Below are 26,629 nucleotides of genomic sequence, written 5' to 3' on the forward strand. Positions count from 1 at the left end.
CGCCCAGGGTGTCGCGCCCGGGCTAGCTTGGCGTTTAACCTCGAGCCCGTGACCGGATACCGTCCCGGTCACGGGCTTCGTTGTTTCCCGGACAGCACAACGGCCTTCGCGTGATCATGTGCTTCAACCACGAACACACCTGATCACAACGAAGGCCGTCACCATGAGTCTGCTGCACCAGCACACCCCTGTCGAGCCACTGTCGACATTGGCCCGATTCCGCTCCCAGTTCCACGCCTGCCTGACCACACGTGCTGACGCCCTCTTCGAGGTCTGCGAAGCCCTGGTCAGCACCCCGACCCCCGTGCGCCACCTGGCACAACTCTCCCTGGAGCCCGAACACCACCGCGGCCACGGCTCGGCCTACGCCGCCCTGGCCCACGGAAGCATCGACACCACCCAACTGCGATCGATCCTGGCCTCGCTGCCCCTGCCCCGCTTCCACGGGCGCATCGTGTTGGCCTGCGATGTCTCCCCCTGGCTGCGCCCGGACGCCTGGACCAGCCCTGACCGGGCCTGGTGCCACACCTACGGGCGCGGCACCGGCCAGGCCGAGATGGTCCCGGGCTGGCCCTACTCCATGATCGTCGCACTGGAAGAGGGCTCCACCTCCTGGACCGCGCCCCTGGACCTGCGCCGCCTGCACAGTGACGAGGACCCCACCACCGTCACCGCCCACCAAGTCCGCCAGCTGATCGCCCGATTGATCAGGGCTGAACACCACCAGCAGGGCGATCCCGACATTGTGGTGGTGGTTGACGCGGGCTATGACAGTCCTCGTCTGGCCTATCTGCTCGCTGATCTGCCCGTTCAGGTGGTGGGCCGGTTGCCCTCCAACCGGGTGCTCTACGGCCCAGCCGAGCACCGACCGATCTCAGCCAACGGGCGCCCGCCCAAACACGGGGCTGCCCTACGGATGGCCGCCCCCGATACCTGGCCCGAGCCGGAGACGGTGACCACCGCTGCCACCCGCCGCTACGGCAGTGCCACCGCGCGCTCCTGGGATCGGATGCATCCCCGGCTGACCCACCGCTCAGCCTGGGCCGAGCACCCCGGTGAGCTACCGGTGATCGAGGGCACCCTGGTGTTGTTGCAGGTGCAGGCTTTGCCCTCGCGGCGCGATCCCAAACCGTTGTGGTTGTGGTCCTCAGCCACCGGCATGCGCTCAGAGCAGGTCAGTCAGATGTGGTGGGCTTATTTGCGCCGGTTCGACATCGAGCACACCTTCCGCTTCCTCAAACAGTCGTTGGGGTGGAACGCACCCCGGCTACGGGACCCGCGATCGGCGGACCGGTGGTCCTGGCTGGTCGTGGTGGCCTATACCCAGCTACGTCTGGCCCGGTTGTTGGCGCGTCAGGTCAGATTGCCCTGGCATCGGCTGGTGGAAGCGGACCGGATGAGTCCGGCGCGGGTGCGTCGGGGGTTTCGGTACATTCGCGCTGACCTGCCGGTGTGTGTGGGTGCACCGAAATCCTGCGGGCCTGGTCCGGGGCGTCCGGTGGGGAGCCAGAACAAGCGTCCAGCTCCCCGATACGGGGTTCCCAAGAAGAACAAAACGGGCACTACGGGGCACCCCGGAGCCAAGCAAGCAGGTTAAACGCCAAGCTAGGGCGTGTTCCGTGGATCTTGTGGGGTGGAGCGGTCGGGTCGTGCGCGTAACCGGATGAGGATGTCCGCGACGCGCACGGTGGCCCGGTAGGTCGTGGCGAGCTTGTCATACCGGGTGGCCAGCGCCCGGTACTGCTTGCGCCGGTTCATCAACCGCTCCACCCGGTTGCGTTGGCGGTAGACCTCCCGATCGAAGTCGGGCGGTCTACCGCCGGCCGACCCGCGGTTGCGGCGGTTGGTCTTTTGATCCTCACGCTCGGGGATGGTGCACCGGGTCCGCGTGGTGCGCAGGGTGTCCCGGTTGGCCTTGGAGCTGTAGGCCTTGTCCCCGGCCAGCCCTTCCAAACGGGTGCGGGGACGACCGGGCCCGGGCTGGTTGATCCGCACCAGCCCCACCAGCACCGGCAACTGCAACGTGTCGGCGTCCTGACCCGGGGTCAGGGTGGTGACCAGGGGTTTTCCGTTGCCCTCGCAAATGGTGTGGATCTTGGTGCTCAAACCTCCCCTGGACTTTCCGAGGCCCTGGGCGACTCGTGAGTCCTCAGGACTCTTCCCCCTTTTCGCGCTCCGGCGGCGTGTTGGTGGGCACGCACCACGGTGGAGTCGATCTGGGCGTCCAGGTCGGTGTCCTCATCGGTGTCGATGAGGTGTTGTTCGATGCGGGCCCAGGTGCCATCAGCTTCCCAGCGTTGGAGCCGGTGTTGGGCGGTGGTCCAGGGGCCATAGCGTTCGGGCAGGTCACGCCAGGGGATACCGGTACGGGTCCGGTAGATGATCGCGTTGAGGACCTGGCGGTGATCACGCCAGCGGCCTCCGCGTTGGGGCGTCATCGGGGGTAGCAGGGGGCTGATCAGGTCCCACTCTTGGTCAGTGAGCTCGAATCTGCGGCTCATATACCGGTTGTACACCGACGCTCAGAGCCACAGATTCGAGAACCAAGATCCGCGGAACAGGCCCTAGGGGCACACTACTCCCCGGGTTCGGTTGGACGGGAGGCCACCGGGGTCCCGAACTGAAGCGGTCAGCCGCCACGGCTCGTCACCCGTTTTTCGCTTCGGGCTTGCTTTTCCACTTCAGGCTCACCGCGAAATTGGCCTCGGTGGTGGTGCTCGCGATGACCAGGTCCGCTTCCGCGGACAGTGAGATCCCGAACTCCAGGGTGACCTCCTCCGGGGCGTCCGCCATTCCCCTGACCTGCCCGACGAAGCTCTCCGCGACCGGCCGCACGGTACCGAGCATCTGGGAGAAGGTCTTCCTGGCCCGAGCGACGGACCGGTCGCCGCGACCCACCGGCACGATGGAATCGTCCGCGGTGCGCACCTGGACCAGAACGGTTTCCGTGCCGTCCTCGCCCAGCGGCACCTCGACCGTGCGGAGAAAGGGTTCCGTCATTTCGAGCTCCAGAAATCGGGAGGTGAGATCTTAACCAACCGGGAGTTCTCCACGCCACGAGCCCCGGGAAATTTTTCCGGCCGCCCAGGCCGCACGGTCGCTACCTGCCATCTATCACTGAAAGCAGCGGACACGAACAGGAAAATGAATTTCTCAGTTCATTTTTCCGGTTTAGCCGGGCCCGGTACGTCGCATACCGCGTACCGGGCCGCTGGCCTTCGGGGTCGTCAGGTGGCCGCCTCGTCCAGGAGGGTGCCCGCGGTGGACTGGGGCACGTAGCGGGTCGGGGTGATGCCGAGCAGCTGCGCGGCGAGCTCCTCGTTGCCCGCGAAACCGGCGTCGGCGTCCAGGGTCTGCTCGCCGTCCCAGAGCATGAGCAGGGCGGAGACGGTGTGGCTGGCCTTGTCGTGGTGCATGTCGTAGTGCGCGGCCATGGGGACGGTGTCGTAGTGCACCCACAGGTCGTGGCCGGTCATGAACATGTCGAGATCGAAGGTGACGGTCAGGCCCATGAGTTCGGGCTTGTAGCGGTCGTCGATACCCGCGAACGCCTCGTCGAGGGCGACCACGCGCGGGCAGGTGGGCGCGGCTGAGGAGTACAGGGCGTTGGCCGCGGCGAACAGCGGAAGGTGGATGGCGGCGGACTTCTCGCCGCCGGACATCTGCTCGTGCTTGTTCTTGGTGAGGGTGGCCTCGTCCTTGCCCGGTTCGGCCAGGCGCAGCTCGAAGCGGTACCAGTCGCGGTAGTCCAGGACCGCGGCCAGGACCTGCTTGTGGCTGGCGCGGGGGTGCCGGGCGTGGTAGTCGCGGATCATCTCGCGCAGGACTGCGCGGAGTTCGCCCAGGCCGCGGGGGCCGAGTCCGGAGCCGTCGTGGCGGACGAGCTCGGTGGCCCGGCGCTGGTGGTCGCCGAGGCCGTCCGAGCGGGACCAGCGGATGCCCACCCGGGTGCCGGAGGACATGGGGCGGGCGCGGGTGTCGCGGTCCATGGCGCGCACCAGGAGTTTGGCGGCGCGGACCCGGTCGTGGATCTGCTGGGCGATCCCGCTGAGCAGTTCGTCCTCCAGGACCCCCTGCTCCTCCTCGCGCAGGAGCGCGCCCTGTTCCTCGACGCGTTCGGCGACGGCGCGCGCGAACGCGGAGACGGGGTTGCGGCCGTTCTCGTCGTTGACGTGTACGGTGACCAGGCCGCTGGCGCCGACCTCGTGGTCCACGCGGTAGCCCTCGGCGTCACCGCCGAGCGCTTCCTGGAAGGTGCGCAGTGCCTGGGACATACGGGTCCCGGCGGTCTTGAGTTCGGCGTCGCCGACGTCCTTGGTGCCGACGGCCTCGGCGAAACCGTCGAGTAGGGCGGCGGCGGCCCCGGGCAGGATCTCGCGGACGGTCGCGGCCTGCCCGGTGAGCAGGCGCTCCGCCGCTTCTTCGGGCGCGGGCCACTGGTCGGGGACCGGCCAGGCGCCTGAGGTGTCCACGCCCATGACTGCGCGTACGGCGGGCTGGGTGAGTCCGGCGAAGGCGGCGGCGTGCTCGAAGAGCGTGCCCAGGGCCTGGGCCAGCGATTGGCGGCCGCTGTCGCGCAGGGTTTCGGAGCGCACGGCCAGGTCGTGCTCGCGGGAGGCCTCGGCGGTGGCGGCGCGGTGCCGCTCCTGGACCTCGCGGAGCTGGCTCTGTGCCTGTTCGAGCTGGTCGAGGAGTTCGCGGGCCGGGGCGTCGATGGCCGCCTCCAGGGTGGCCAGCTCCTCGGTCTCGCGTTCGTGGTCGGTGCGGCTCTGGTCGAGGTCGGCGCGGTCGCTGTCGAGCGCTTCGGTCAGGCGGGCGACGGTGTCCTGGCGCCCGGTGAGGTCGCGCTCGTACTCGGCGATGTCGGCGCGTGCGGCGCGCAGGTTCCGAGCGGTGTCCTGGAAGGCCTCGGCCGCGGCGGCGACCGCGTCGACGTCCTCCCGGCGGGTGGGCATGGCTCGCTCGGCAGCCGCGGTGCGGACCTGGCGGCGTTCGGCGTCCACCTGGGCGACGGCGGCGTCGAGGTCGCGGCGGGCCTCGGCGCGTGCGGCGCGGGCCGAGGCCAGGAGGGTGGAGTGGTGTTCGAGGGCGCGCAGGGCCTTGGCGGCCTCGGTGGCGTCGGGCAGGTCGGCGCGGGCGCGGTCGAAGTCCTTGAGGAGCTCGTGGGCCCGGGCGAGGCGGTCGCCGAGTTCGGTGCGGCGGGCGCAGAGCTCCTCGATGCGGGTGTCGTGGGCGGCCAGGCGCTCGCGGCGGCGCTGGGCGCGGTTGGTGGCACCGATGAACTCGGCGGCGGCCTTGGGGCGGGCACCGGTGAGGGGTCCGAGGCGGAAGCGGGCCCGGGTGTCCACTCCGGTGGCAGGGGTGTCCACTCCGGTGGCCCGGGTGTCCACGCCGGTGACGGTGGTGTCCACGCCGACGGGTGCGTCACCCTCCCCTTCGTTGAAGGGGATCGAGGCCAGGACGCGGGTGATGACGTCCACGGGGACGTGGTCCTGGGTCTCGGGCACGAGGACGTCCGCGAGGGTCCCTGCGGTGGCGCCGGTAGCGCCTGGTTCGGCGGGGAGCAGGTAGGCGTCGGCCTCGCCCTGGGCGAGGGCTTCGCGGGTGAGCTCGGGGTCGGGGTGGATCCAGGCGGTGAGCAGGCCCGCCGCGTGCAGGGCGCCCTCGACGGCGGCGGCGTGGTCCTCGGTCAGGTCCTCGGCGAAGCGGACCAGCTGCCAGAGCGGGGCTCCGGGACGGCCTTCGCGCGGGGCGGGGCGCAGGGGGTCGGCGGGCGGGGCGTCGTCGCGTTCGGCCGCGATGTGGTCGCGTTCGCGGCGGACGGCGGCCAGTTCCTCGCCCAGTCGGCTCTGTTCGGACTCCAGACCGTTGGCGCGGGCGGCCGCCTGGAGCTGCTGGTCGTGGAGCTGTTCGTTGAACACCTGCGCGAGGGTGGCGGTGCCGGGTTCGCCGTAGTGGTCGAGCGTGTCCCGCAGGGCGGTCAGGGACTCGGGGCCGACGATCTCCCAGCGCTCGGACCAGGCATCCAGGTTCTGCGCGAGGGTGGCGCGGAGCTCGGTGAGCTTCTCCTGGGCCCCGGCGCACTCGGTTTCGCGTCCGCCGAGGGTGTCCTCGGCCCGGGTGGCGGCGGCTTCGGCGCGGGCTCGGCCGTCCTCGGCGCGGTCCTGGGCGTTGAGGCGTTCGCGTACGGCGCGCACGTCGTCGAGTCGGGCGCTGGCCCGGCCCCGGGCGGTCTCGGGCAGGTCGTCACCGGTGTCCACCTCCCCCTCGGCGTCGTGGACGATGCCGGAGGCCTCGGCGGCCGCGCAGAGTTCGGTGCGCAGTTCCTCGGCGCGGGCGCGCTCGCGTTCGACGCGTTCGGCGACGCGGGCGGCCTCTCCGCTCAACCGGGAGATCTCCTCCTCCTGGGCGCGCACCCGCGTCTGCTGGGTGGAGATCTGGCGGGCGCGCGCCTCGTTGTTCTCCCGCCGGACCTGGAGGGCCTGCTGGTCGCGCAGGGTCTCGTGCTGGCGCAGGGTCGCGCACTGGGCGTCCAGGCGCTCGGACTCCCTGGCCAGTTCGGCGGCGCGTTCGCGGGCCAGGTCTCGTGCTTCGGTGGCCCGGTCCAGTTCGGCGGCGGCCTCGGTGACGGTGCGGGCGTGGGTGTCGGCCTGCTCGGTGGCGGAGGCGACCCGGGACAGCCGGTGGCGGGCGTTGGCGGTGAGGTAGTCGGCGTAGACGCCGGTGAAAGTGCGGGCGGCCTCGTGGGCGGCGTTGGCGCTGGCGAAGCGGCTCTGCACGGCGGCGAGGTTGGCGAAGTCGCGTGCGGCCTGGTCGACGAGGGCGTCGTCGAGAGGGCTGAGACCGCCGGTGAGGGTGTGCGAGACCTTCTCCGGGTCCAGGTCCTTGGCCAGCAGCGGGCGGCGCAGGGCGAGCAGGAGGTCCAGGAGCTGGACGTAGCGCTCCCCCAGCCCGAACAGGCGCGCGTCGACGGCCCGGCGGTAGTCGGCGGCGGTGGAGTGGTGGGCGTCCTCGCCCAGGGCCGCCTTGAGCTGGCGTTCGGTGAGCGGGCGCCCGTCGGTGGCCAGCAGTCCGAAGTCCACGCCCAGGCGCTGGTCGGTGACGAAGAAGGAGGGGCTGACCCCGTCGCGGTGGCGGTGCGCGCGCAGCCCGATGACCAGGGTGACGGTCTCGGTCGTACCAGCGTCGCCGGTGTCCGGATCGCCGTCGGTGGTGCGGGCGAACTCCATCCACACGTACCCGTAGGCGGACTCGTCGCCCCGGTAGAGGAGGTTGGACTTCATGGTGCGGTTCTGGCCGCTGAAGGGGTCCAGCCTGCGGGCGTCGGTGTAGCCGTCCAGGACGAAGGGGAACAGCACTTCGAGGGCCTTGGTCTTGCCCGAACCGTTGTGGCCGCGCAGGACGAGGCGGCCGTCGGCGAAGGCGAACTCCTCGTCGACGTAGTCCCAGACGTTGACGACACCGGCCCGGCTGGGCCGGAAGCGGTCGCTCCTGCGGGTCATGGCGCGGCTTCCTCGGTTCCTTCGGTCTCTGCGTGTTCTGCTTGCTCTGCGTGTTCCGGGGGCTCTGCGTCTTCCGGGGGCCCTGGCCGGGTGGCGGTGGCTTCGGCTCCGGCGGTGTCTCCGGCCGTCGGGTCCAGCGGGCCGAACGGGAGCAGCCCGGTGTCGGGACGTTCGGGCAGTGCGCCCCGGATGTTGCGGTAACGCAGTGCGGCGGGCGTGACCAGGACCCCGCCCGGGAGCGGCCGGACCAGGGAGAGGTCGGTCAGCAGGGCCAGGGCGGCGTCGAGCAGGCCCTGCGGGTCCTGCTGCCAGCTGGCGGTGAAGGAGGACGCGCCGAACTCCTCGAACAGGTCGGCGACCATCTCCTCCAGGCGTTCGCGCTCCACCAGCGGTACCGGGGCGGGCTCGGCGACCGTCGGAGCGTGCCCGGCCTCGGCCCAGGCCAGTTCGGTGACGACGCCCTCCCGCGGAACCCCGGCGTCGATCCGGGCGACCAGCTCGGGGTGCTCGTGGACGGGGCCCGGGGCGGGCAGGTGGGCCAGGGCGGCCCAGGACTCCTCGAAGTGGTTGGTGATCTGGGCCAGCAGCAGCCCGGCCGTGCGGGTGACGGCCCCTCCCCTGCCGGGGAAGGCGCGGTCGGTGAAGGTACCGGAGGAATCGGCCAGCAGGACCCCTTCGGCGCGGCGCTCCAGCTTCGTGCCGGTCAGGCGCGCCACCTCCTCGGCCGGGCCCTTGCCGCGCAGGGCGGCGGCGACCTCGGGTTCGACGTCCGCGTAGTACACCACCGGGTACTCCACCAGCAGGCGGCGGGCGCGCCGGGCGGCGCGTTCGCGGGAGGCGTCCGGACCCAGGGCGTCGGTGAGCAGGCCGGAGGCGCTGTTCAGGTGCTGGATGGGCCGGGTGGGCCGGAAGAGGACCTCGCAGATCTCGTGGTCGATGTCGAAGAGCGCGTCGCCCTGCTCGCCGCCGCGAGCCCAGGCCTCGACGGAGCCGTCGGACAGGTGCAGGGCGCCCCGGTCCAACAGCCAGTGGGTGACGTCGACCAGCGCTGCCTTGTGGGTGGAGTCGGTGGGGTCGTAGCCCAGGCCCTCGATCTCGTTGGCCGAAGGGGTGAGCCGTTTGACCAGGTCGCCGAGGCTGATCTCGACCTGGGAGCGCTGGAAGGCGGCCAGCAGAAGGCACAGGTAGGCCAGGCGGCGGCGGTCGAAGGGTTTGCCCTTGCGGGCGAAGGTCTGGCGCTGGGTGGGGTCGAGCAGGTCGAGCTCGCGGACCAGTCGCACGTGGTCGGTGGTGGCGATCAGGGTGTACCCGAACAGGTCGCGCAGGTCCTCGGTCATCTGGTCGGCCCAGTGCAGGACCTGGTCGAGCACACCGGGGCGCGGCCGGGCAGCGGTGATGACGTCGCAGGTGAGGACTTTGCGCACGGCCTGCTGGTAGGAGCCCAGGTCCACGTCCTCGACTCGGGGGCGGTTCCGTCGGGCCATCAGTCCCCCTTCCGGGTGGGCGTGCTCTGGTCGCCCCGGGTGCTGTCAGCCCCGCGAGTGCTGCGGCGGGTACTGCGGGCGCCGCGGGCGCGGGAGGCGAGTTCGAGGCGGAACCCGGGCAGGTGGAGGCTGCCCCGCGAGGTGCGCACTGTGCTTCCCCGGTCGCTGGGGACCAGCTTGACCAGGGTGCCCGCGTCGTCACCGGTGGCCGAGCTCATCCGCCCGGCGACCACCGACCTCGATTCCAGGGCCTTGGTGACCAGCCGCAGCAGCACCTTGGTGTCGCTGTCGTCGAGGACGCGGTGGTGCGCGCCCTCTTGGACCAGGCGGGTGGCGGAGGCGCGTTCGGCCTCGCGGTCCTCGGTCTGGCGCCGACGCAGTTCGGAGCGGGCTCCGGTGTCCCTGCGCACCGGTTTGGGGACGCCGTGCGTGGGTGAGCGGTCGCTGCGGAACAGGGTCACCGACACCTCCACCCCGGCGGCGTCGTGCCAGGAGTCGGTGGGCGCGAACTCGTCGCCGTCCTCGTGGGCCGCGCCCAGGTGACGGGCGGAACGGGTGTTGAAGGCGGCGCCCATGAGGGCGTGCGCGGCGCCGTCGTCGGGGGTGTCGAACACCCACGCGGCCAGGTGGCGCAGCTGGGTGGAGCGGTTGACGCCGCCGCGCTGGGCCTCGGTGATCTGGCGCAGCAGGGCGACGACCCCGGAGACGGCGGAGCGGGTGGCCCGGCCGAGCTCGGCGGCGCGGGTGGGCGCCCCGCTCTCGGAGGCGAACCAGGCGCGCACCGCCCACCAGCGGCGCGACCAGTCCTCCAGGCGTTCGGTCCGGTCCATGAAGAGGCGTTCGTCCACGTCGGCGGCGCGGGAGAGCAGGGTGCTCAGGCCGGTGGCCTCGACCTCGTGCACGGCCCGGTCCAGCCGGGGCAGGTAGCGGTCCAGTTCGGCCATGAAGTCGGACATGTGGACCAGCAGGGCGTTCTTGTGGCGCAGGAAGACCTCGGAGGAGGCCTCGGTGGAGCGCAGGATCTCGCCGAGGGTCACGTGGAACTGGGCGGAGCGGCGGCCCATGTCCTCCATGACCGCGTCGAGGCGGGAGAGGCGGCGGTAGACGTCCTCGACCCGGCCGGTGCGGTTGGCCTCGGCCAGCGCCCCGAGGTCCTCCAGAACGTCGGAGAAGACCAGGCGGGACAGGTTGACGTCCTCGGCCCGGGCGCCGAGCAGGTTCTCGACCGCGTGGTAGGCGCGGTAGCCGAGTTCGCTGAACTGGTAGACGGACTGGCGGTTGCGGTAGCGGGCCAGGGTTCCGGCGCGGGAGGCGTCGTCGAAGCGGTGCACCACTCCGTCGGCGGCGAGCTCGTCCAGCCGGTGGCGCAGGCCCTGGGCGGGGATCTCGGGCGCCTCGGCGTGGGCGGCGCTGAGTTCGCGCAGGGTCGCGGCGACCTCGTCCGCGCCGACCTGGACCTGGTGGACCTCGCGCAGACGGTCCACGGCGCGCAGGATCCACAGGTAGGTGACGTGGTCGTCGCGCCGGGTGAAGTTGAACAGCCGGAAACGGTCGCTGACCGCGAGCGCGTCCAGATCCAGAGTCCTGCGCTCGGCCACCACTGCACCCCCGTGTACTCGTGTCCCCCGTCCGCGCACCCCCGGGCGCGAAACCACGACGGGGCCATTCTGGCAGTGCCCGGAGACAGTCCGGACCGGCGTCGGCGGGGTCCGGTGGTCGGCTTGGTCACCCCGAGCCGAACCTCCCGGGGGAATGTGTGCACTCCGTGGAATGATGTGCCCCGGTATGTCCCCACCCCCAGGGAGGAACGTGAGTGTGCGGCAGGGTCGGCGCGGGCGAGGCGGGCGGCGACGGTGGGGCCGGAGGCTCCGGGGCGCGCTGCCGCTGACGGTGCTGGTGCTCCTGCTCGGGCTGGGGTGGCTGTTCGACAACGCCGAACGCCCGGGGGTGCTGTTGTCCGTCGGTCTGGCAGTGGCGGTCGCGGCGGCCGGGCTGGGTTGGTGGGCGTGGTCGCGGGTGCGGCTGGCCCGGGAGCGGTGGATCGTCTCGCGCACCGGGATCGCGGGGATCGACACGATGTCGGGAACGCAGTTCGAGCACCACGTGGCGCGGCTGCTGCGCACCCACGGATACACGAAGGTGACGGTGGTCGGCGGGGCCTCCGACGGCGGGGTGGACCTGCGGGCGCAGACCCCGGACGGCAGACCGCTGGCCGTGCAGTGCAAGCGCTGGCGCAAACCGGTACCGCCCAACGAGGTGCGTGCTTTCCTGGGCGCGCTGGCCGGCGGGCACCGGGGTTACGTGGGGATGTTCGTCGCCTCGAACGGGTTCTCCCGGGAGGCCGTGCGCGAGGCCGGTGACGGGATGGTCCTGGTGGACCGGCACGGCCTGGGGCTGTGGATGGCCGGAGAACGCGCACCGGAGCTGCCGCCGCCCTGATGTCGGTTCGGGGACCGGGTCCGGGCCCGGCATGGGACCCGATCACCCGGGTGCGGGCCGAGGGCGGGCATACACAGCTCCGTCGGCAGACCCCGGGGCGGCTTTTACCAGCGGGATCCGGTGTGCCCGAAGACTGAAGCACCGGTTTCGGGCCGCCGGGGAGTGAGGAGGGCATTCGATCGCGTTCGCTGAACCCGGTCAGATGTTGGAGACGTCGACGATGTGCGGCTTGAAGGGATCGGCTGCCCCGGCGGTGGCGAATCCCTGTTCCCCGGTCCGTTCCCGAGCCGTCTGCTCGGAACCCGCCGAGACTCGCATGGTGTGGAAGACGATGCCCTCGCCGAGGTCTCCCACCATCCAGTTGCTCCAGGAAATCCGAGAAAAGGCGGACTCCGGTTTCCGACTATCCTGTCCACATGAGCGATGGGATCCGCTGGATCGGCGAACACAGTTACCAGAAACCGAATTACAGCTCACCGGGAATGCTCGGCGGGATATCCCTCACCGCAGCTCGCGGCATCGACGCGGAAGACTTTCTCTCCCATCTCGAAGCCGAGCCCCTCCAGCTCGACGAAGGCCATCTTTACAAGGACTGGAAATCGGTGACCCTGCCTGACGGCGTGGACTCCAGGAGCGTCAAATACGCCATGTACGGCACCAGCGGGGACTGGGTGTACGTACTGGAGGACTGGGAAATGGCCACCTGGCACCTGCACCGTTACGGCGGTCCGCAGACAGCCGAGCTGGCCGGGGTGGAAACCGTCTGCCTCAGCCTGAACAGGCACGACCCGCCTTCACGTATCGTGCATACCACCTCCGAAGGGCGCATCGCCGGCGGGGAGTTCGGAGAGGACACAGGCCGCGGATCAGAACTGGATTCCGCACTGAGGTTTTCTCAGCGAAATGATCTCTGCGGAGCAGGGTGATTTTCGGATCCCCGCCGGGCCGGACGAGTGGCACCTGGATGCGAGCAGACGTAAAGCCCCTGGTAGGACAGGTCTCACCACAAGATCATGTCCGTAACCACCAGAGGCTTCACGTTGGTCACCTATTCTGCCACCCTCGACGTCCCACGCCACATCGTCGAGTTCCTCGCCCGACACCTGGCCGCCCACCGCCGAAGCATCGCCACTCCGAAGGGCTCACGGGCACTCGGGCCGTTCCGCCAAGCGGTGCTGGTGCTGCGCTGGTTCCGTGAGCGCGGCTGTGTGCACTGCCTGGCCCGTGACGCCGGAATCTCCCAGGCCACCAGCTACCGCTACCTACACGAAGGCATCGACGTCCTCGCCGGCCAGGCCCCCGACCTGCACGAAGTCTTGGCCAATTGCCACAACGAAGGGATAGCGCGCGTAGTCTTGGACGGCACGCTGATCGCCTCCGACCGCCTCGCGGGCGTCCGCGAGAACGGCAACGACCTGTGGTTCAGCCAAAAACACAAGGCCTTCGGCGGCAACATCCAGTTCCTATCCGCACCGGACGGCACCCCGCTGTGGGTCTCCGCAGTCGAGCCCGGATCCACCCCCGACATCACCGCCGCCCGCCTCCACGCCCTGCCCGCCCTGTACAAGGCAGCGGCCGAGGGCCTGCCCACCCTGGCTGACAAGGGCTACCAAGGCGCCGGTATCGGCGTGCACACCCCCATCAAGCGCCCTACGGGCCAGGGCGAAGGGGCTCTGCACGTGGACACACGGATGTATAACGCGCTGTTGCGGCACGTGCGTGCGCTCGGTGAGCGCACCGCCGCCGAACTCAAGGAGCGCTGGCGGACGCTGAAGTACGTCACGCTTAGCCCGAGCCGGATCGGAGACATCGCCCGTGCGGCTCTTGTCCTCAACAGGCAGTGGAAATGATCTTCGCTGAGAAAACCTCACTGCACGCGGCCGGGGCGGTATTCCCTTCTGTTCTGGACACACCGGAGGTCGAGGTGGAACTGTATTGGGAACAGAACTTCAAAGAACTCCCGGCGGCGGTGTTCTCAGCTGTCGAGGCCTACTCAGGGATTTCCATCAGCCGATCCGAGGTCGAATACGGCAACCTTCCCGTCGTTGTCTTATTTCCCTTTTCCTGACTTTCGAACAACAGGAGGGAAAACCCGATGAAGACACGGCCACCGCAATCAGAGCTCGATGCCTTCGGCCGCGTCGACGACCTGGATACCGGCGATGGGTGGCCCGTCGGTACTCTGCTGCCGGACCTGGGCCGTGGTTTCGACGACCTAACGGAACCGTTCCGCGGGCGGGAGTGTGGGCGCGATCTCCGTGACGGAAGAGGAGCAGCGGGTGGAACGGCGGGGGCGTTTGGGCCCGCCCGTGTTCGGTGACCGCTGGGGCGGGGTACTGAACGCCCTGCTGCTGACAGCCCTGCTGACGCTGACGATCGGTGGCGGGGTGTTCGGGGTGGCGCTGTCCGGGACCGTGCTGTTTCCCGACGGGGTCGTGGGCCGGGCCCCGCGGAGTGGGTTCCGCGGGGCCCGGGACGGCCGGTAGCGGTCGGAACGAGGGAGTGGGACCGTGGCCGTCTGGTTCGGGCGGGGTCTGGTGGGACCCGGTGGCGTCTACTTGCCGGAGCCCGCGAACACCCCCTGGACGAAGTGGCGCTGGAAGGCGAAGAAGACCAGCAGCGGGACCAGCATGGACAGGAAGGCACCGGAGGCCAGGACGTCGATGTTGGTGCCGAACTGGCGCAGCTGCGAGCGCAGCGCCACGGTCAGCGGGGCGGAGTCGGGGCTGGTGAACACCAGGGCGACCAGCATGTCGTTCCACACCCACAGGAACTGGAAGACCGCGAGCGAGGCCAGCGCGGGGCGCGCCACCGGCAGGACGACCCTGCGGAAGATCCGCCACTCGCTGGCGCCGTCCATCCGAGCCGCCTCCAGCAGGTCCCGCGGGATGTTCACGAAGAAGTTGCGCAGCAGGAACACCGCGAACGGCAGCCCGAAGGCGACGTGGAACAGGATGGCGCCGGTGATGGAGCCGAAGATCCCCAGGGCCCCGTACAGCTGGGAGATGGGGATCAGCGCCGCCTGGATGGGCAGTACCAGCAGGCCGACCACGGCCACCATGATCCAGTCGCGGCCGGGGAAGTCCATCCACACCAGCGCGTAGGCGGCCAGCGCGCCGATGCCCACGACCAGCAGGGTGGCGGGTACCGAGATGTAGACGGTGTTGAGGAACGACTGGACGAGGACGTCGTTGTCGACCAGCGTCCGGTAGTTGTCCAGCGTGAGTTCGGTGGGCTTGAGCAGGACCGTCCACCAGCCGCTGTTGGTGTTGTCCGCCTCCGAGCGGAGCGACACCAGCAGCAGGCCGACGACCGGCACCATCCAGAACAGGGCGACCAGGGCCAGCGCCACTTGGAGGGTGCCCGACCCCAGTCGGGAGACGAGCCGCGAGGCCAGCCCGCGGCGCGGGGCGCCGGAGACCGTCACCTCGACGACGGAGGGAGACTGCTGGGGCGTGGTGGTCACGAGCGCTCCCGTCGGAATCGGCGGATGTTGAAGTAGACGATCGGCAGGACGAGGACCAGCAGCAGGACCACGAGGGCGCTGCCCAGCCCCTGGTTTCCGCCCGCCCCGAAGGACACCTGCCACATCTGCAGGGCGATCACGCTGGCGTTGGATTGGACCGATCCGGGTGCGATCACGAACACGAGGTCGAAGATCTTCAGGACGTTGATCATCAGGGTCACGAACACCACCAGCAGCAGCGGCCCCAGGAGGGGGATGGTGACCTTGCGGAACACCTGCCATTCGGTGGCGCCGTCGACCCGGGCCGCCTCCAGGGCGTCCCTGGGTATGGCGGCGAGCCCCGCGGCGATGAACGTGATGGCGAAACCGGTCATGATCCACACCCAGGAGGAGATGATCACCGGGGTGATCAGGGTGGGGCCCAGCCAGGTCAGACCGCGGAAGGGTTCGGTGAAGTTGTCCGCGGCCAGGTGGACCTCGTACTCCCCCGGCTCCAGCCCGGTGAGGGTGAAGCGGCCGTCGTCGCCCGTGGTGGCGCTGGCCGCGACTTGTCCGTCCCGGAGTGCGTCGACGGTCATGCGGGGCATGCCGTTCTCGCCGTCCTCGATGGTCCCGGCCTCGCCGCCCAGGGCCACGTCCAACCAGACCACGCCCTCGATGGTGTCCCCGGAGGGCTCGGGGGCGGCTGCCTGTACGGCCTGTTCGGGGACTTCGGTGGGGCGGATGCCGACCAGCGGCAGGGTGACGGTCTCCCCCGGTTCGTAGGTCCGCGTGGTGGTGAACCCGCCCCGGGCGGGGTCGGTGTCGAGTTCCTCGTCGCCGCGCGGGCGCGCCCCGGGGTACTCGGAGGGCGAGGCGAAGGTGTCGTGCACGGTCACCACGGCGGCGTTGACCACGCCGCGGTCCGGGTTCTCGTCGTAGACCAGTCGGAAGATGATGCCGGAGGCGAACAGGGAGATCGCCATGGGCATGAACAGCAGGACCCGGAAGGCGGTGGCCCAGCGCACGCGCTCGGTGAGCACGGCGAAGACCAGGCCCAGCCCGGTGACCAGGGCGGGTGCGACCAGAACCCAGATACCGGTGTTGCGGATGGCGGTCAGGGTGCGGTCGTCGGTGAACATCCGGGTGTAGTTGTCGATCCCGACGAACTGGGACCCGGAGGCGTCGAAGAAGCTGCGGACCACGGAGTACACGGCCGGGTAGGCCAGGAAGACGCCGAGGAAGAGCAGGGCGGGTAGCAGGAACAGGGTGGCGGGGCCGAACAGCCGCCGCCAGCCGGGGCGGGGCTCGGCGGGCGCTGCCACGGGGCGGGGCTCAGTGCGCTCGGCCACGGGGCGGGGCTCAGCCATGGGCGCGCTCGGCTTCGGCCTCGAGGCGCTCCATGGTGCCCGTCACGTCGGAGGGGTCGGCCAGGAAGTCCTGGAGGGTCTGCCACATGCCGTCGCCGACGGTGGCGCCGAAGGCGGCGGGCTGCAGGTCGGACAGGTCGAAGCGCACGCTGTCACCGGCGAGGATGACCTGTTCGGCGACCTGGCCCAGGACCGGGTCGGCGTAGTCGTCGGCGGTCAGGTGCTTGTTCGGGGAGATGAACCCGCCGATGGCGGCCCACTCCGCCGCTGCCTCCTCGGTGGCGAGGAAGCGCAGCAGCTCCATGGTGGCCTCGCCCTCGCTCATCGCGACGGCGGCGTCCCCGGCCACGACGACGGAGTCACCGCCGCCCCCGATGGTCGGGAAGGGGAAGATCTGGGCGGTGTCGCCCACGGCCGCGTTGGTGCTGGCGGTGACGACCCCGCCGATGAAGTCGGCGCCCACCACCATGGCGGCGTCCGGGTCGTCGCTGTAGACGTTGACCACGGAGGTCGGGAAGTCGGTCTGGAGGCTGCCGCCGGAACCGCCCAGCATCAGCTGTTCCTCGCCCCACACGTCGGCGAGTGTCTCCAGGGCGACCTCGACGCTCGGGTCCGTCCACGGGATCTCGTGCGCGGCGAGCTGGTCGTACATCTGCGGACCGGCGGTCTGGAGGTAGACGTTCTCGAACCAGTCGGTGAGGACCCAACCGTCCGCCCCTGCCACGGACAGCGGGCTGACGCCGACGTCGGCCAGGTTCTCGGACAGCTCGACGAACTCCTCCCAGCTCTCCGGCGGCACGGCTCCGGTCTCGGCGAAGAGCTCGTCGTTGTACCAGACCAGGGACTTGTTGGCGACCTTGAGGTAGACGCCGTAGGGGGTGTCGTCGACCGAGCCGATCTCGGCCCAGGCCCCGGCCATGTTCTCGTCCATGGCCTGGACGACCTCGTCGGAGAGCGGTACCAGGACGCCTTCGTCAGCGAAGTGCTGGATGAGCCCGGCCTGCGGGATGAGCGCGACGTCGGGCTCGTCCCCGCCCTGGATGCGGGTCTGCAGGACGGTCTGGAGGTCGTCCCCGGCACCGCTGTAGGAGACGGTGGCGCCGGTCTGGTCCTCGAAGAGCGCGAGGACCTGCTCGAAGGCCTCCTGCTCGTCACCGGCCCAGGGACCGACGATCTCCAGGGTCTGGCCGTCCAGGTCCGCGCCGGAGGCCGCGGTGGTGCCGTCGCCTCCGCAGGCGGTGGCGGCCAGGGCCAGGCCGAGCACGGCGGCGGTCGCGGCCAGGAACCGGGGACGGTGCGCGGTGAAGCGCGAAGCGGTGTGCGGGGTGGTGTGCGGGGCGCTGCTGCGTGCTGACATGGGGGATCGCTCCTCAGGAGTCGTGGATGGCGGTACCCGTGGCCGGGTCGAAGAACTGGAGCCGTTCGGTGTCGACGGCGATGGAGATGGTCTGGCCCTCGAACACGTGGGTACGGGGGCTGAAGCGGCCGACGAGGACGACCCCGTCGTCGGTCGCCGGAAGGGTCTCGTCGGTCCCGGCGTCGCGGGCGAGTTCGCGGGTGTCCTCGGTGACCACGGGTGCGGCGTCCAGCGGGAAGTGCACGAGGACGTCGGAGCCCATGGCCTCGACCAGGTCGGCGACCGAGGTGAGGGTGGCGCCCTCGGTACCGCCGACGATCTCGGCGTCCTCCATGTCCTCGGGGCGGATGCCCACGACGACCTTGGATCCGGCGTAGCCGCGCAGGGCGGGGCGCCGGTGCAGGAGGCTCTCGGGCAGGTCGAGGTACTGGTCGCCGACGCGGACGCGGAACCGGCCGGTCTCCCCGTCCTCGTGGAGTTCCACGCAGATGAGGTTCATGCCGGGCGAGCCGACGAACCCGGCGACGAACAGGTTGCACGGGTGGTCGTACAGCTCCTGGGGCGGGCCGACCTGCTGCAGGACGCCCCGCTTCATCACGGCCACCCGGTCGCCGAGGGTCATCGCCTCGGTCTGGTCGTGGGTGACGTAGACCGTGGTGACGCCGAGGTCGCGCTGGATGCGGGCGATCTGGGCGCGCATCTGCACCCGGAGTTTGGCGTCCAGGTTGGAGAGCGGCTCGTCCATCAGGAAGGCGCGTGGCTCGCGGACGATCGCCCGGCCCATGGCCACCCGCTGGCGCTGACCGCCGGAGAGGTTGCCGGGCTTGCGGGTGAGGTGCTCCTCGAGTTCGAGGACGCGCGCGACCTCGCGGACGCGCTTGTCGATCTCGGCCTTGGGGACCTTGCGCAGGCGCAGCCCGAACGCGATGTTCTCGAAGATGTTCAGGTGCGGGTACAGGGCGTAGGACTGGAAGACCATCGCCACGTCCCGGTCCCGGGCGGGGACGTCGTTGACCACCTGGTCACCGATGCGGACGGTGCCCTCGCTGATCTGTTCCAGGCCCGCGACCATCCGCAGGGCGGTGGTCTTGCCGCAACCGGAGGGGCCGACCAAGACGAGGAACTCGCCGTCCTGGATGTCGAGCGAGAGGTCGTTGACCGCGCGGGTTCCGTCCGGGTAGACCTTGCCCAGGCCGTCGATCACGATTTCTGCCACGACACCTCCGTGGAACGGGCACGGGTGGTGCCCGGTAGTAGCCGGTAGTGGATCCGCTGACGGATCGAGGAAGTCAGACCGGTGGGTCGGAGCCCTCCGCCACGAGTGGCGCGTCCCCTGTGACGCACGTCCTGTGATGCGCGCCACCACCGGTGATGTGTGACGACAGTAGTGTCACGCTCCCTAAGGAAGCCTTAACGAAGCGTCTCGTTCGACTTAAACCCCGCGGGCGGTGACCGCGGGCGGTCACAGCTTCGTTGCGCCTGATCACCCGGGGTTCCCGGGCTCGTGCTCGCGTTCATCGTTGGTTAACGTGTGCGCATGGCAACGGTCTTGCTGGTCGAGGACGACCAGATGGTGCGGGGCGCTCTGATGCGGGCGCTGAGCGGTCTGGGGCACGTGGTGCTGCCCGTGGGCACCGCGCTGGACGCGCTGCGCGAGGCCGCCAAACACGAACCCGACCTGGTCATCCTGGACCTGGGCCTGCCCGACCTGGACGGCGCCGCGGCGCTGCGGATGCTGCGCGGGCACAGCGACGTCCCGGTGATCGTGGCGACGGCGCGCGGCGACGAGCAGTCGATCGTGCGCCTGCTCAACGACGGGGCCGACGACTACGTGGTCAAGCCCTTCTCCAGCACCCAGTTGGCGGCCCGGATGAACGCGCTGCTGCGCAGGTCCGGCCGGTCCTCCGCCAGTGCCCCGGACCTCGGTGAGCTGACCGTGGGCGAGCTGTCCATCAGCCTGACCCGCCGGCAGGCGACACTGGCGGGGCGCCCGTTGGAGCTGTCCCGCCGTGAGTTCGACCTGTTGGCCTACCTGGCCGAGCACGCGGGTCGTGTGGTGAGCCGTAAGGAGCTGGTGGAGGCGGTCTGGCACCAGCACCCGTTCGTGGGCCACGACCAGACCATCGACGTGCACATGTCTTGGCTGCGCCGCAAGCTCGGCGAGAGCGCGAGCCGCCCCCGGTACCTGCACACGGTGCGAGGCGTGGGGTTGAAGCTGGTGGAACCGGCTTGAGGCGGCTGCTGGCCCGCGCCGTCACCCTGGCCACGGTGCTGGTCGCGGTGGTGATGATCGGTGTGACGGGGCTGTGGGCCTGGTGGGAGGCGCGTGAGCGGGCCGAGGCCGAGGTGCGTTCGCAGGCGCACATGGTGGCTTCGGTAGCGGAGGCGGACCCCGACCCCGCGCTGTTGCGGCGCGTGGTGGCCTCGACCTCGGCGGGCGCGCGCGGCCACCTCTCGGTGCACCTGCCCGACGGGACGACCGTGGGGGCCAGCCGGGCCGAAGGGGATGACGTGGCGGCCGCGCGGGACGACGGCGCTGGGTTCGAGGGTGCGCGCGAGATCGTGGACGGCACGGTGTACCTGCTGGCGGTCGCCGCACCCGAAGGCGGTACCGCCGACGGGGGCGACGTTTCCGTGGTGGAGGTGTACCAGCCCCGATGGGAGGCCACCACCGGGTTGGGCCGGGCCCTGGGCGGGCTGGTGGTGGTCGCGGTACTGGTGGTGCTGGGCGCGGTGCTGATCACCGACCGGCTGAGCCGGCCCGCGCGACGTGCGCTGCGTGCTCTGGCGGACACGGCCGTGGCGATCGGCGAGGGCCGGTTGAACGCCCGGATACGCGTACACGGTCCGCGGGACCTGGTCGTCCTCGGTGAGTCGATCAACGCCATCGGTGAGCGCGTCCAAGGACTGCTCACCAAGGAGCGGGAGATGGCCGCCGACGTCTCGCACCGGCTGCGCACCCCGCTGACAGCCCTGCGGCTGGACACCGAAACCCTGCCCGGAGCTGAGGGCGAACGGATCAGGGACGCGATCGCGGCGCTGGAGCGGGACGTGGACGCCATCATCCGCGACGTACGCCCGCAGGAACCGGCCCCGGGCCGGGGAGAGGCCGAGCGGAGCTGTGACCTGTCCGAGGCAGTGCTCGACCGGATGGGATTCTGGTCGATGCTCGCCGCCGACCAGGGGCGGGAGGTGACGCTGGACCTGCCCGAGGCCCCGTGCCTGGTGGCCCTGAACCGGGACGAGTGCGTCGCGGTCCTGGATTCACTCGTGGGAAACGTCTTCCGCTACACCCCAGCGGACGGGCCCTTCGCGGTCGCCGTGGTGGAGCACGCGGGTTGGGTGACACTGATCGTGGAGGACGCGGGCCCGGAGTTCGCCGATCCCGCGGCCGCACTGCGACGCGGCACGAGCGGGGGCGGATCGACCGGGCTCGGGTTGGACATCGTCCGGCACGCGGTGGAGGCGACCGGCGGCACAGTTCACCTGGAACGCGGGAAACTGGGCGGCGCGAGGGTGCGGGCAAGGTTCGCACAACTGGACGTCCCCCACGAGGAGGAACAACCCCGCGCCTGGCGGCTGCGCCGCTCAGGCTGAACCCTGGGAAGTGCTGTCACTGCCGGTCACTCCCCGAACGGACACTCGGCGCGGCAGCGAAGGAAGGAGCGCCCCCAGGCCTGCGGGGATCGGTGCCCGTGTCACAGCCGGTCAACTACAGCGACGAAAAAGCAGCAACGAGGGTGTCCGGCTCCTCCGCTCTGTGCGCACTGGCGGGGCGTGTCGCGGCGGGTCATGTCGGGCAACGAAAAGCGGCAGTGAGGACCGGGTTCAGCGCTGTGGTGTTGTGTCTGGAGAGGCCAGGGTGTCCGCTGCTTCCGAAACCCCTGTATCCCCGATGATCTTGCTACCAGGGGCGAGTTCGGCGCCGAACTCGCCCCTGGTAGCAAGATCATCTTCAAACAGAGGGCTGAAACAGGCACCGGGCCATCGCCGCTGCCGCTGTTGCGCTGGGACGCGTGACCGGCCGTGACACGCGTACCGCTCCCCGCGGGGGTGGGGAACGGGTGAGGGGCACCCCTGGTCTGGGCGGGGCGCCCCTCGGTGTCGGCCCAACGGGGTCAGGATGCTCCTAGGAACCTCAGTGCTGGTCCAGGAGCTGGGCGCAGCGGATCAGCCCCAGGTGGGAGTAGGCCTGCGGGTGGTTGCCCAGGGCCCGCTCGGTGACCGGGTCGAACTCCTCGGGGATCAACCCGGTGGGCCCGGCGCAGTCCACCAGGTGCTTGAACAGCTCCTCGGCCTCGGCGCGCCGTCCGGTGAGCAGGTAGGCCTCGATCAGCCAGGTGGTGCACAGGTGGAAGCCGCCCTCACCGCCGGGCAGGCCGTCGTCACGGTGGTAGCGGTACACGGTCGGCCCGCTGCGCAGCTCGGCCTCCACCGCGGTCACGGTGGCCTGGAAGCGCTCGTCGGCCGGGTCGATCAGCCCGGACAGGCCGATGTGCAGCGAGGCCGCGTCCAGGTCGGTGCCGTCATAGGCCGTGGCGTAGGCCTGGGCCTGGTCGTTCCAGCCCTTCTCCAGGACCTCCTCGGCGATCCGGGCGCGCAGGGCGGCCCAGCCGGGGTCGGCCTCGCGCCGGTAGCGCTGGGCCAGGGTCAGGGCGCGGTCCAGGGTGAGCCAGCACATCACCTTGGAGTACACCCGCTGGCGGGGTTCGTCGCGCTCCTCCCAGATGCCGTGGTCGGCCTCGTGCCAGCGCCTTGCCACGGCCTGGGCCATGGAGCGCACCAGGTCCCAGTCGCGGTCGGACAGGGCCCCCTTGGCCTGGGCCAGGTGGGTGATGAGCTCGACCACGGGCCCGAACACGTCCAGCTGGACCTGGTGGTCGGCGAGGTTGCCGATGCGGACCGGGCGTGATCCGGCGTAGCCGGACAGGGACTCGATGACCTCCTCGGGGCCCAGGTCGGTGCCGCGCAGGCTGTAGAGGGGGCGCAGGAGTTCGGGTGAGGGCAGGGAGGCGACCACTTGGTGGACCCAGTCCAGGAAGGCCTCGGCCTCGGCGGTGGAGCCCAGGGTGACCAGGGCCTGGACGGTCAGGGCGCCGTCGCGCAGCCAGCAGTACCGGTAGTCCCAGTTGCGGACCCCGCCGATCTCCTCGGGCAGGGAGGTGGTGGCCGCGGCCATCACACCCCCGGTGGGGGTGCACAGACCCCGCAACGTCAACGCCGAACGGGCGACCAGTTCCCGTTGGGTGCGGGGCAGCTCCAGGGTGTCGGCCCAGGTGGTCCAGCCGCTTTCGGCGTGCTCGCGGCGGTCGCTCTCCGGTGCGGGGTGTGAGTTCAGCGAGTCCGCTCCGCAACGCAGCTCCAGGACCACCGGCTCACCCTCGGCCGGGTGGACGGTGGCGCGGGCGGTGTCCTGGCCGTTCTCGGTCTCGATGCGCCACTCCACGCCCGGGGAGCGCAGCACCATCGGGAAGTCGGCGCCGCGGATCCGGATCCCGTCGTCCTCGGCGGTGATCCGGACCGGGGCGCGGCCGAAGTCCGGGCGCGGGGCGAACTCGATGGTCGCGGGGGTGACGCCGCCGATCACCCGGACCAGGTCGGTGCGGCCCGGGGCGGTGTCGTGGGCGAGGTAGTCGGTGACCTCCAGGCGGGACCAGCGAGTGCGCACGGTCATGGTGCCCGGCAGGTAGCGCTGGCCCAACGGCATCTTGCCGTGGGCGGGGGCGATCGCGAAGACACCCGCCTGGCGGCCGCCCAGGACCTCGGCGAACAGGGCGTTGGAGTCCGGCTCGGGATGGCAGAACCACAGCAGCCGCGCGTCCGGGCCGACCAGCGCCACGGAGGCCTGGTTGGACAGCATGGACATGCGCTCGATGGGGACCGGGCGCTCGCCCTGGCCCACGGCGTCGGAGCAACAGGTCCCCCGCTTCGCGTCGAACCCCGCTACCCCCTGTGTGAGAGTCACCCCGCCACCTTTCTCCGATTCCGGCGGGACCGGGGGCCGTGTCGACCCCGGTGCCCCGAAGTGCGTGGTCTGTGACCAGCGTGAAAACGGTAGAACAGGGGTGAACCAGAGCACATCGCGCTTCATCGGACCTTAGGTGTCAGCTAAGGAAGTCTTAAGGGTGACGACGTGACAGGGGCCGGAAAACCCGTTGCCCGGTCGAAAGATCTTGTGGAAGCCTGCACCGACGTGCCGTGCGGGCCCGTGCGGAGGTTCTGAGTAGCAGAGAAGAGCGGTCGTGGGTTACGTCGACGTCAACCAGGTCACACACACCCTGCCCGACGGGAGGGTGCTGCTGGACGGGGTGTCGTTCCGGGTCGGTGAAGGGTCCAAGGCCGCACTGGTGGGTGCCAACGGCGCGGGCAAGAGCACACTGCTGCGCCTGGTGCGCGGTGAGTTCCCACCCCAGTCGGGTGCGGTCACCGTGGACGGCGAGCTGGGCGTGATGCCGCAGTTCGTGGGACACGTGCGGGACGCCACCACGGTGCACGAGCTGCTGGTCTCGGTCTCCCCCGGCCCGGTGCGCGAAGCCAACGCGGACCTGGAGGCGGCCGAGGCGGCCATGATGCTCTCCGATGACGAGAAGACCCAGATGCGCTACGCCGAGGCGATCTCGCGGTACGCGGACGCGGGCGGTTACGAGGCCGAAGTGGTGTGGGACCAGTGCTGTATGGCGGCCCTGGGTACGCCCTACGAGCGCTGTCGGTGGCGCGAGGTGCGCACGCTCTCCGGCGGTGAGCAGAAACGGCTGGTCATCGAGGCGCTGCTGCGCGGACCCGCGCCGGTGCTGTTGTTGGACGAGCCGGACAACTACCTGGACGTGCCCGGCAAACGCTGGTTGGAGGAGGCGCTGCTGGCCAGCCCGAAGACGGTCCTGTTCGTCTCACACGACCGCGAGCTCCTGCGCCGGGCTCCGGACCGGATCGTCACGGTGGAGCTGGGCGCGGCGGGCAACAGCCTGTGGGTGCACGGGGGTGCCTTCGACACCTACCACGAGGCCCGGCGGGAGCGGTTCGCCCGCCTGGACGAGCTGCGCAGACGCTGGGACGAGGAACACGCCAAACTCAAGGCGCTCGTGGCCATGTACAAGCAGAAGGCGGCCTACAACTCGGACATGGCCACGCGGTACCAGTCCGCGCAGACCCGGCTGCGCCGGTTCGAGGAGGCCGGCCCGCCCCAGCAGCAGCCCCGGGAGCAGAACCTGCGGATGCGGTTGCGCGGCGGCCGCACCGGCAAACGGGCCCTGGTCTGCCGGGACCTGGAGCTGACCGGGTTGATGCGCCCCTTCGACCTGGAGGTCTGGTACGGCGATCGGGTCGCGGTGCTGGGCTCCAACGGTTCGGGCAAGTCGCACTTCCTGCGGCTGTTGGCCGGCGGCGGTGACGATCCCGCGTCCTCCCTGGTGCCGGGGGAGGAACGCGCCAACGTCGAACCCGTACCGCACACCGGGCGGGCCCGCCTGGGCGCCCGGGTGCTGCCGGGGTGGTTCGCGCAGACGCACGAGCACCCGGAGTTCACCGGCCGGACCCTGCTGGACATCCTGCACAACGGGCAGGGAACCCGCAGGGGGCTGCCCCGGGACGAGTCCGGCCGGGCGCTGGACCGCTACGAGCTCGCGCTCTGCGCCGAGCAGACGTTCGACACCCTCTCCGGGGGCCAGCAGGCCCGGTTCCAGGTGTTGTTGCTGGAGTTGTCGGGGACCACGATGCTGCTGCTCGACGAGCCAACAGACAACCTGGACGTGGTCTCGGCCGAGGCCCTGGAGTCGGCGCTGGACGCCTACCAGGGCACGATTTTGGCGGTCACCCACGACCGCTGGTTCGCCCGGGGCTTCGACCGGTTCGTGGTGTTCGGCGCGGACGGTCGTGTGTATGAGGCGGACGAGCCGGTGTGGGACGAGGGCCGGGTCCAGCGCGCCCGCTGAGGCGCGCGGGACCCGGCACCGGGCTCAGCTCAGCTGGAGTTCGATGTCCTCAAGGAAGTCACAGCCCTCGTCGCAGCTCACATACATGGACATGTGGCCTCCGGGTTCGACGTCGGGGTACCTGTAGACCAGCACCCCTGACTCACCGGAACCGTAGTTCTCCTGGCCCCTGGTCTGCTCGGGGTAGAAGGTGAGCGCACGCTCACCGTCCGGGGCGTAGTAGTTGGGCAGCATCACCTCGAACGAGACACCGGGATCCGCCTCCCCGTGCAGGATGACGGCCAGCAGGTTGCTCTCCACCGAGTAGTAGCTCCTGGCAACCGTGATGGTCGCTCCGTCCTGCGAGAACTCGCTGCCACCGGGGTAGATGTGGTCGCTGACGGCGTTGCTGTTGACCTCGAAGTCGCTGACCAGGTCGCCCTCGAAGACGAAACCGCCGAAGGTCGAGCAGCCCTGGCTGCCGCAGACCCGGAAGTCGTCGCCGCTCAGTTCCACGTCGTTGCCGGACCGGTCACCGCCTTCGTAGATGTTGGCGCGCAGGTGGTCCGCCTGGAACAGGAGGTACTCGTGGGCGGGTGATCCCGGCTGGGCGTACTGGAGCCCGGACTCGATTCCTTCGGGCGTGTCGGAGACCATCGCGGCCTCCATGAACGGGAGCAGGTCCTCCACATCGGGTTCGTCCGCGCTCTCGGGGGTCTCCTCCGCCACGTCCGCGGTATCCGTCCGGGTCTGTGCGGAGTCTCCGGCGTCACGCACGAGTCCGCAGGAGGTGAGGGGGATGAGGAGCGCCAGGGCCAGGGCTCCGAGGGTCAGTCTGGAACAGGTCATCAACAGATCTTCTACTTCGGGGGAATGGAGATGCCGCGAGGGAACACACCCCCGAACACCACTGAAGGGACTCCGCGGGCGCGGGACGGAGTCGCGTCATTCTTAGCAGAAACCGGACCGGATCCCCCGCTCCCACGGGGTTTGGGCGGTAAGAACCGGTGGCCGGTTCAGGCCAGTGCGGCCCCGTCCCTCGAAGGCGACGCCCGGACCTGGGCTTAGGTTGGTAACCACAAAAATCACAAAGGACCTTGGAAGCCCCCCTATGCGACATCCCCC

Annotated in this window: 20 protein-coding genes and 1 pseudogene; 9 read left to right on the plus strand and 12 right to left on the minus strand. The window is 70.3% G+C overall.

What is annotated here, in order from left to right; genetic code table 11:
- Positions 1-163: 163 nt before the first annotated feature.
- Positions 164-1,597, plus strand: a complete 1,434-nt coding sequence (locus HNR07_RS09685; RefSeq protein ID WP_184360963.1) for an NF041680 family putative transposase — start codon at positions 164-166, stop codon at positions 1,595-1,597.
- A gap of 8 nt (positions 1,598-1,605) precedes the next feature.
- Here the strand turns inward: HNR07_RS09685 and HNR07_RS09690 are convergent.
- The 5 genes and pseudogenes from HNR07_RS09690 to HNR07_RS09710 all read right to left on the minus strand — a co-directional run bounded on the left by HNR07_RS09690 (position 1,606) and on the right by HNR07_RS09710 (position 10,584).
- A pseudogene (locus tag HNR07_RS09690) lies at positions 1,606-2,501 on the minus strand (IS5 family transposase).
- Between the two features lie 145 nt (positions 2,502-2,646).
- Positions 2,647-3,000, minus strand: a complete 354-nt coding sequence (locus HNR07_RS09695; RefSeq protein ID WP_184364475.1) for a CU044_2847 family protein — start codon at positions 2,998-3,000, stop codon at positions 2,647-2,649.
- A gap of 227 nt (positions 3,001-3,227) precedes the next feature.
- The gene (locus HNR07_RS09700) at positions 3,228-7,502 is read right to left on the minus strand and encodes a TIGR02680 family protein (protein ID WP_184364476.1); all 4,275 of its coding nucleotides are present in this window, start codon (positions 7,500-7,502) and stop codon (positions 3,228-3,230) included.
- Positions 7,499-8,986: a DUF2398 family protein gene (locus HNR07_RS09705; protein ID WP_184364477.1), complete on the minus strand. Its 1,488-nt coding sequence runs from the start codon at positions 8,984-8,986 to the stop codon at positions 7,499-7,501. The genes HNR07_RS09700 and HNR07_RS09705 overlap by 4 nt, the downstream gene beginning before the upstream one ends.
- A complete protein-coding gene (locus HNR07_RS09710) occupies positions 8,986-10,584 on the minus strand; it encodes a TIGR02677 family protein (protein ID WP_184364479.1) in 1,599 nt (532 codons plus the stop codon). The genes HNR07_RS09705 and HNR07_RS09710 overlap by 1 nt, the downstream gene beginning before the upstream one ends.
- A 211-nt stretch (positions 10,585-10,795) precedes the next feature.
- Here HNR07_RS09710 and HNR07_RS09715 point away from each other — a divergent pair, with 211 nt between their 5' ends.
- Positions 10,796-11,425 (plus strand): restriction endonuclease, encoded by a 630-nt coding sequence (locus HNR07_RS09715; protein WP_376769912.1) that lies wholly within the window; start codon positions 10,796-10,798, stop codon positions 11,423-11,425.
- Positions 11,426-11,623: 198 nt separating this feature from the next.
- Here the strand turns inward: HNR07_RS09715 and HNR07_RS09720 are convergent, their stop codons facing one another.
- Positions 11,624-11,782: a hypothetical protein gene (locus tag HNR07_RS09720; protein ID WP_184364480.1), complete on the minus strand. Its 159-nt coding sequence runs from the start codon at positions 11,780-11,782 to the stop codon at positions 11,624-11,626.
- 59 nt (positions 11,783-11,841) lie between these two features.
- Between HNR07_RS09720 and HNR07_RS09725 the strand changes: the two genes are divergently transcribed.
- From HNR07_RS09725 to HNR07_RS09740, 4 genes are all read left to right on the plus strand, one after another.
- Positions 11,842-12,351, plus strand: coding sequence for a hypothetical protein (locus tag HNR07_RS09725; RefSeq protein ID WP_184364481.1), 510 nt, complete (start codon positions 11,842-11,844; stop codon positions 12,349-12,351).
- Positions 12,352-12,465: 114 nt separating this feature from the next.
- The gene (locus HNR07_RS09730) at positions 12,466-13,275 is read left to right on the plus strand and encodes a transposase family protein (protein ID WP_184371353.1); all 810 of its coding nucleotides are present in this window, start codon (positions 12,466-12,468) and stop codon (positions 13,273-13,275) included.
- Positions 13,272-13,493 carry a hypothetical protein gene (locus HNR07_RS09735; RefSeq protein ID WP_184364482.1) on the plus strand — a complete coding sequence of 74 codons (222 nt, stop codon included), beginning with the start codon at positions 13,272-13,274 and terminating at the stop codon, positions 13,491-13,493. Before HNR07_RS09730 ends, HNR07_RS09735 begins: the two co-directional genes overlap by 4 nt.
- Positions 13,494-13,683: 190 nt before the next feature.
- Positions 13,684-13,911, plus strand: coding sequence for a hypothetical protein (locus tag HNR07_RS09740; protein WP_221318766.1), 228 nt, complete (start codon positions 13,684-13,686; stop codon positions 13,909-13,911).
- 68 nt (positions 13,912-13,979) lie between these two features.
- Here the strand turns inward: HNR07_RS09740 and HNR07_RS09745 are convergent, their stop codons facing one another.
- From HNR07_RS09745 to HNR07_RS09760, 4 genes are read right to left on the minus strand one after another with little or no spacing between them, the layout of a single operon-like run.
- The gene (locus tag HNR07_RS09745) at positions 13,980-14,891 is read right to left on the minus strand and encodes a carbohydrate ABC transporter permease (protein WP_184364485.1); all 912 of its coding nucleotides are present in this window, start codon (positions 14,889-14,891) and stop codon (positions 13,980-13,982) included.
- Entirely contained in the window at positions 14,888-16,240 is a 1,353-nt protein-coding gene (locus tag HNR07_RS09750; protein WP_184364486.1) for an ABC transporter permease, read from the minus strand. The genes HNR07_RS09745 and HNR07_RS09750 overlap by 4 nt, the downstream gene beginning before the upstream one ends.
- Positions 16,233-17,597, minus strand: a complete 1,365-nt coding sequence (locus HNR07_RS09755; RefSeq protein WP_184364487.1) for an ABC transporter substrate-binding protein — start codon at positions 17,595-17,597, stop codon at positions 16,233-16,235. The genes HNR07_RS09750 and HNR07_RS09755 overlap by 8 nt, the downstream gene beginning before the upstream one ends.
- A gap of 13 nt (positions 17,598-17,610) precedes the next feature.
- Positions 17,611-18,813: an ABC transporter ATP-binding protein gene (locus HNR07_RS09760; protein WP_184364488.1), complete on the minus strand. Its 1,203-nt coding sequence runs from the start codon at positions 18,811-18,813 to the stop codon at positions 17,611-17,613.
- Positions 18,814-19,134: 321 nt separating this feature from the next.
- Here HNR07_RS09760 and HNR07_RS09765 point away from each other — a divergent pair, with 321 nt between their 5' ends.
- Together HNR07_RS09765 and HNR07_RS09770 are read left to right on the plus strand one after the other, a co-directional pair.
- A complete protein-coding gene (locus HNR07_RS09765) occupies positions 19,135-19,830 on the plus strand; it encodes a response regulator transcription factor (RefSeq protein WP_184364489.1) in 696 nt (231 codons plus the stop codon).
- Positions 19,827-21,194: a sensor histidine kinase gene (locus HNR07_RS09770; RefSeq protein WP_184364490.1), complete on the plus strand. Its 1,368-nt coding sequence runs from the start codon at positions 19,827-19,829 to the stop codon at positions 21,192-21,194. The genes HNR07_RS09765 and HNR07_RS09770 overlap by 4 nt, the downstream gene beginning before the upstream one ends.
- A gap of 541 nt (positions 21,195-21,735) precedes the next feature.
- On the opposite strand, the gene HNR07_RS09775 is transcribed toward HNR07_RS09770, so the two are convergent.
- A complete protein-coding gene (locus HNR07_RS09775; RefSeq protein WP_312893713.1) occupies positions 21,736-23,562 on the minus strand; it encodes a glycoside hydrolase family 15 protein in 1,827 nt (608 codons plus the stop codon).
- Positions 23,563-23,839: 277 nt separating this feature from the next.
- Between HNR07_RS09775 and HNR07_RS09780 the strand changes: the two genes are divergently transcribed.
- Positions 23,840-25,525 carry an ABC-F family ATP-binding cassette domain-containing protein gene (locus tag HNR07_RS09780; RefSeq protein WP_184364491.1) on the plus strand — a complete coding sequence of 562 codons (1,686 nt, stop codon included), beginning with the start codon at positions 23,840-23,842 and terminating at the stop codon, positions 25,523-25,525.
- 24 nt (positions 25,526-25,549) lie between these two features.
- Here HNR07_RS09780 and HNR07_RS09785 read toward each other — a convergent pair whose 3' ends face one another.
- Positions 25,550-26,353, minus strand: coding sequence for a hypothetical protein (locus HNR07_RS09785; protein WP_184364492.1), 804 nt, complete (start codon positions 26,351-26,353; stop codon positions 25,550-25,552).
- Positions 26,354-26,629: the final 276 nt, after the last annotated feature.

The sequence above is a fragment of the Nocardiopsis metallicus genome (assembly GCF_014201115.1).
GTDB lineage: Bacteria > Actinomycetota > Actinomycetes > Streptosporangiales > Streptosporangiaceae > Nocardiopsis > Nocardiopsis metallicus.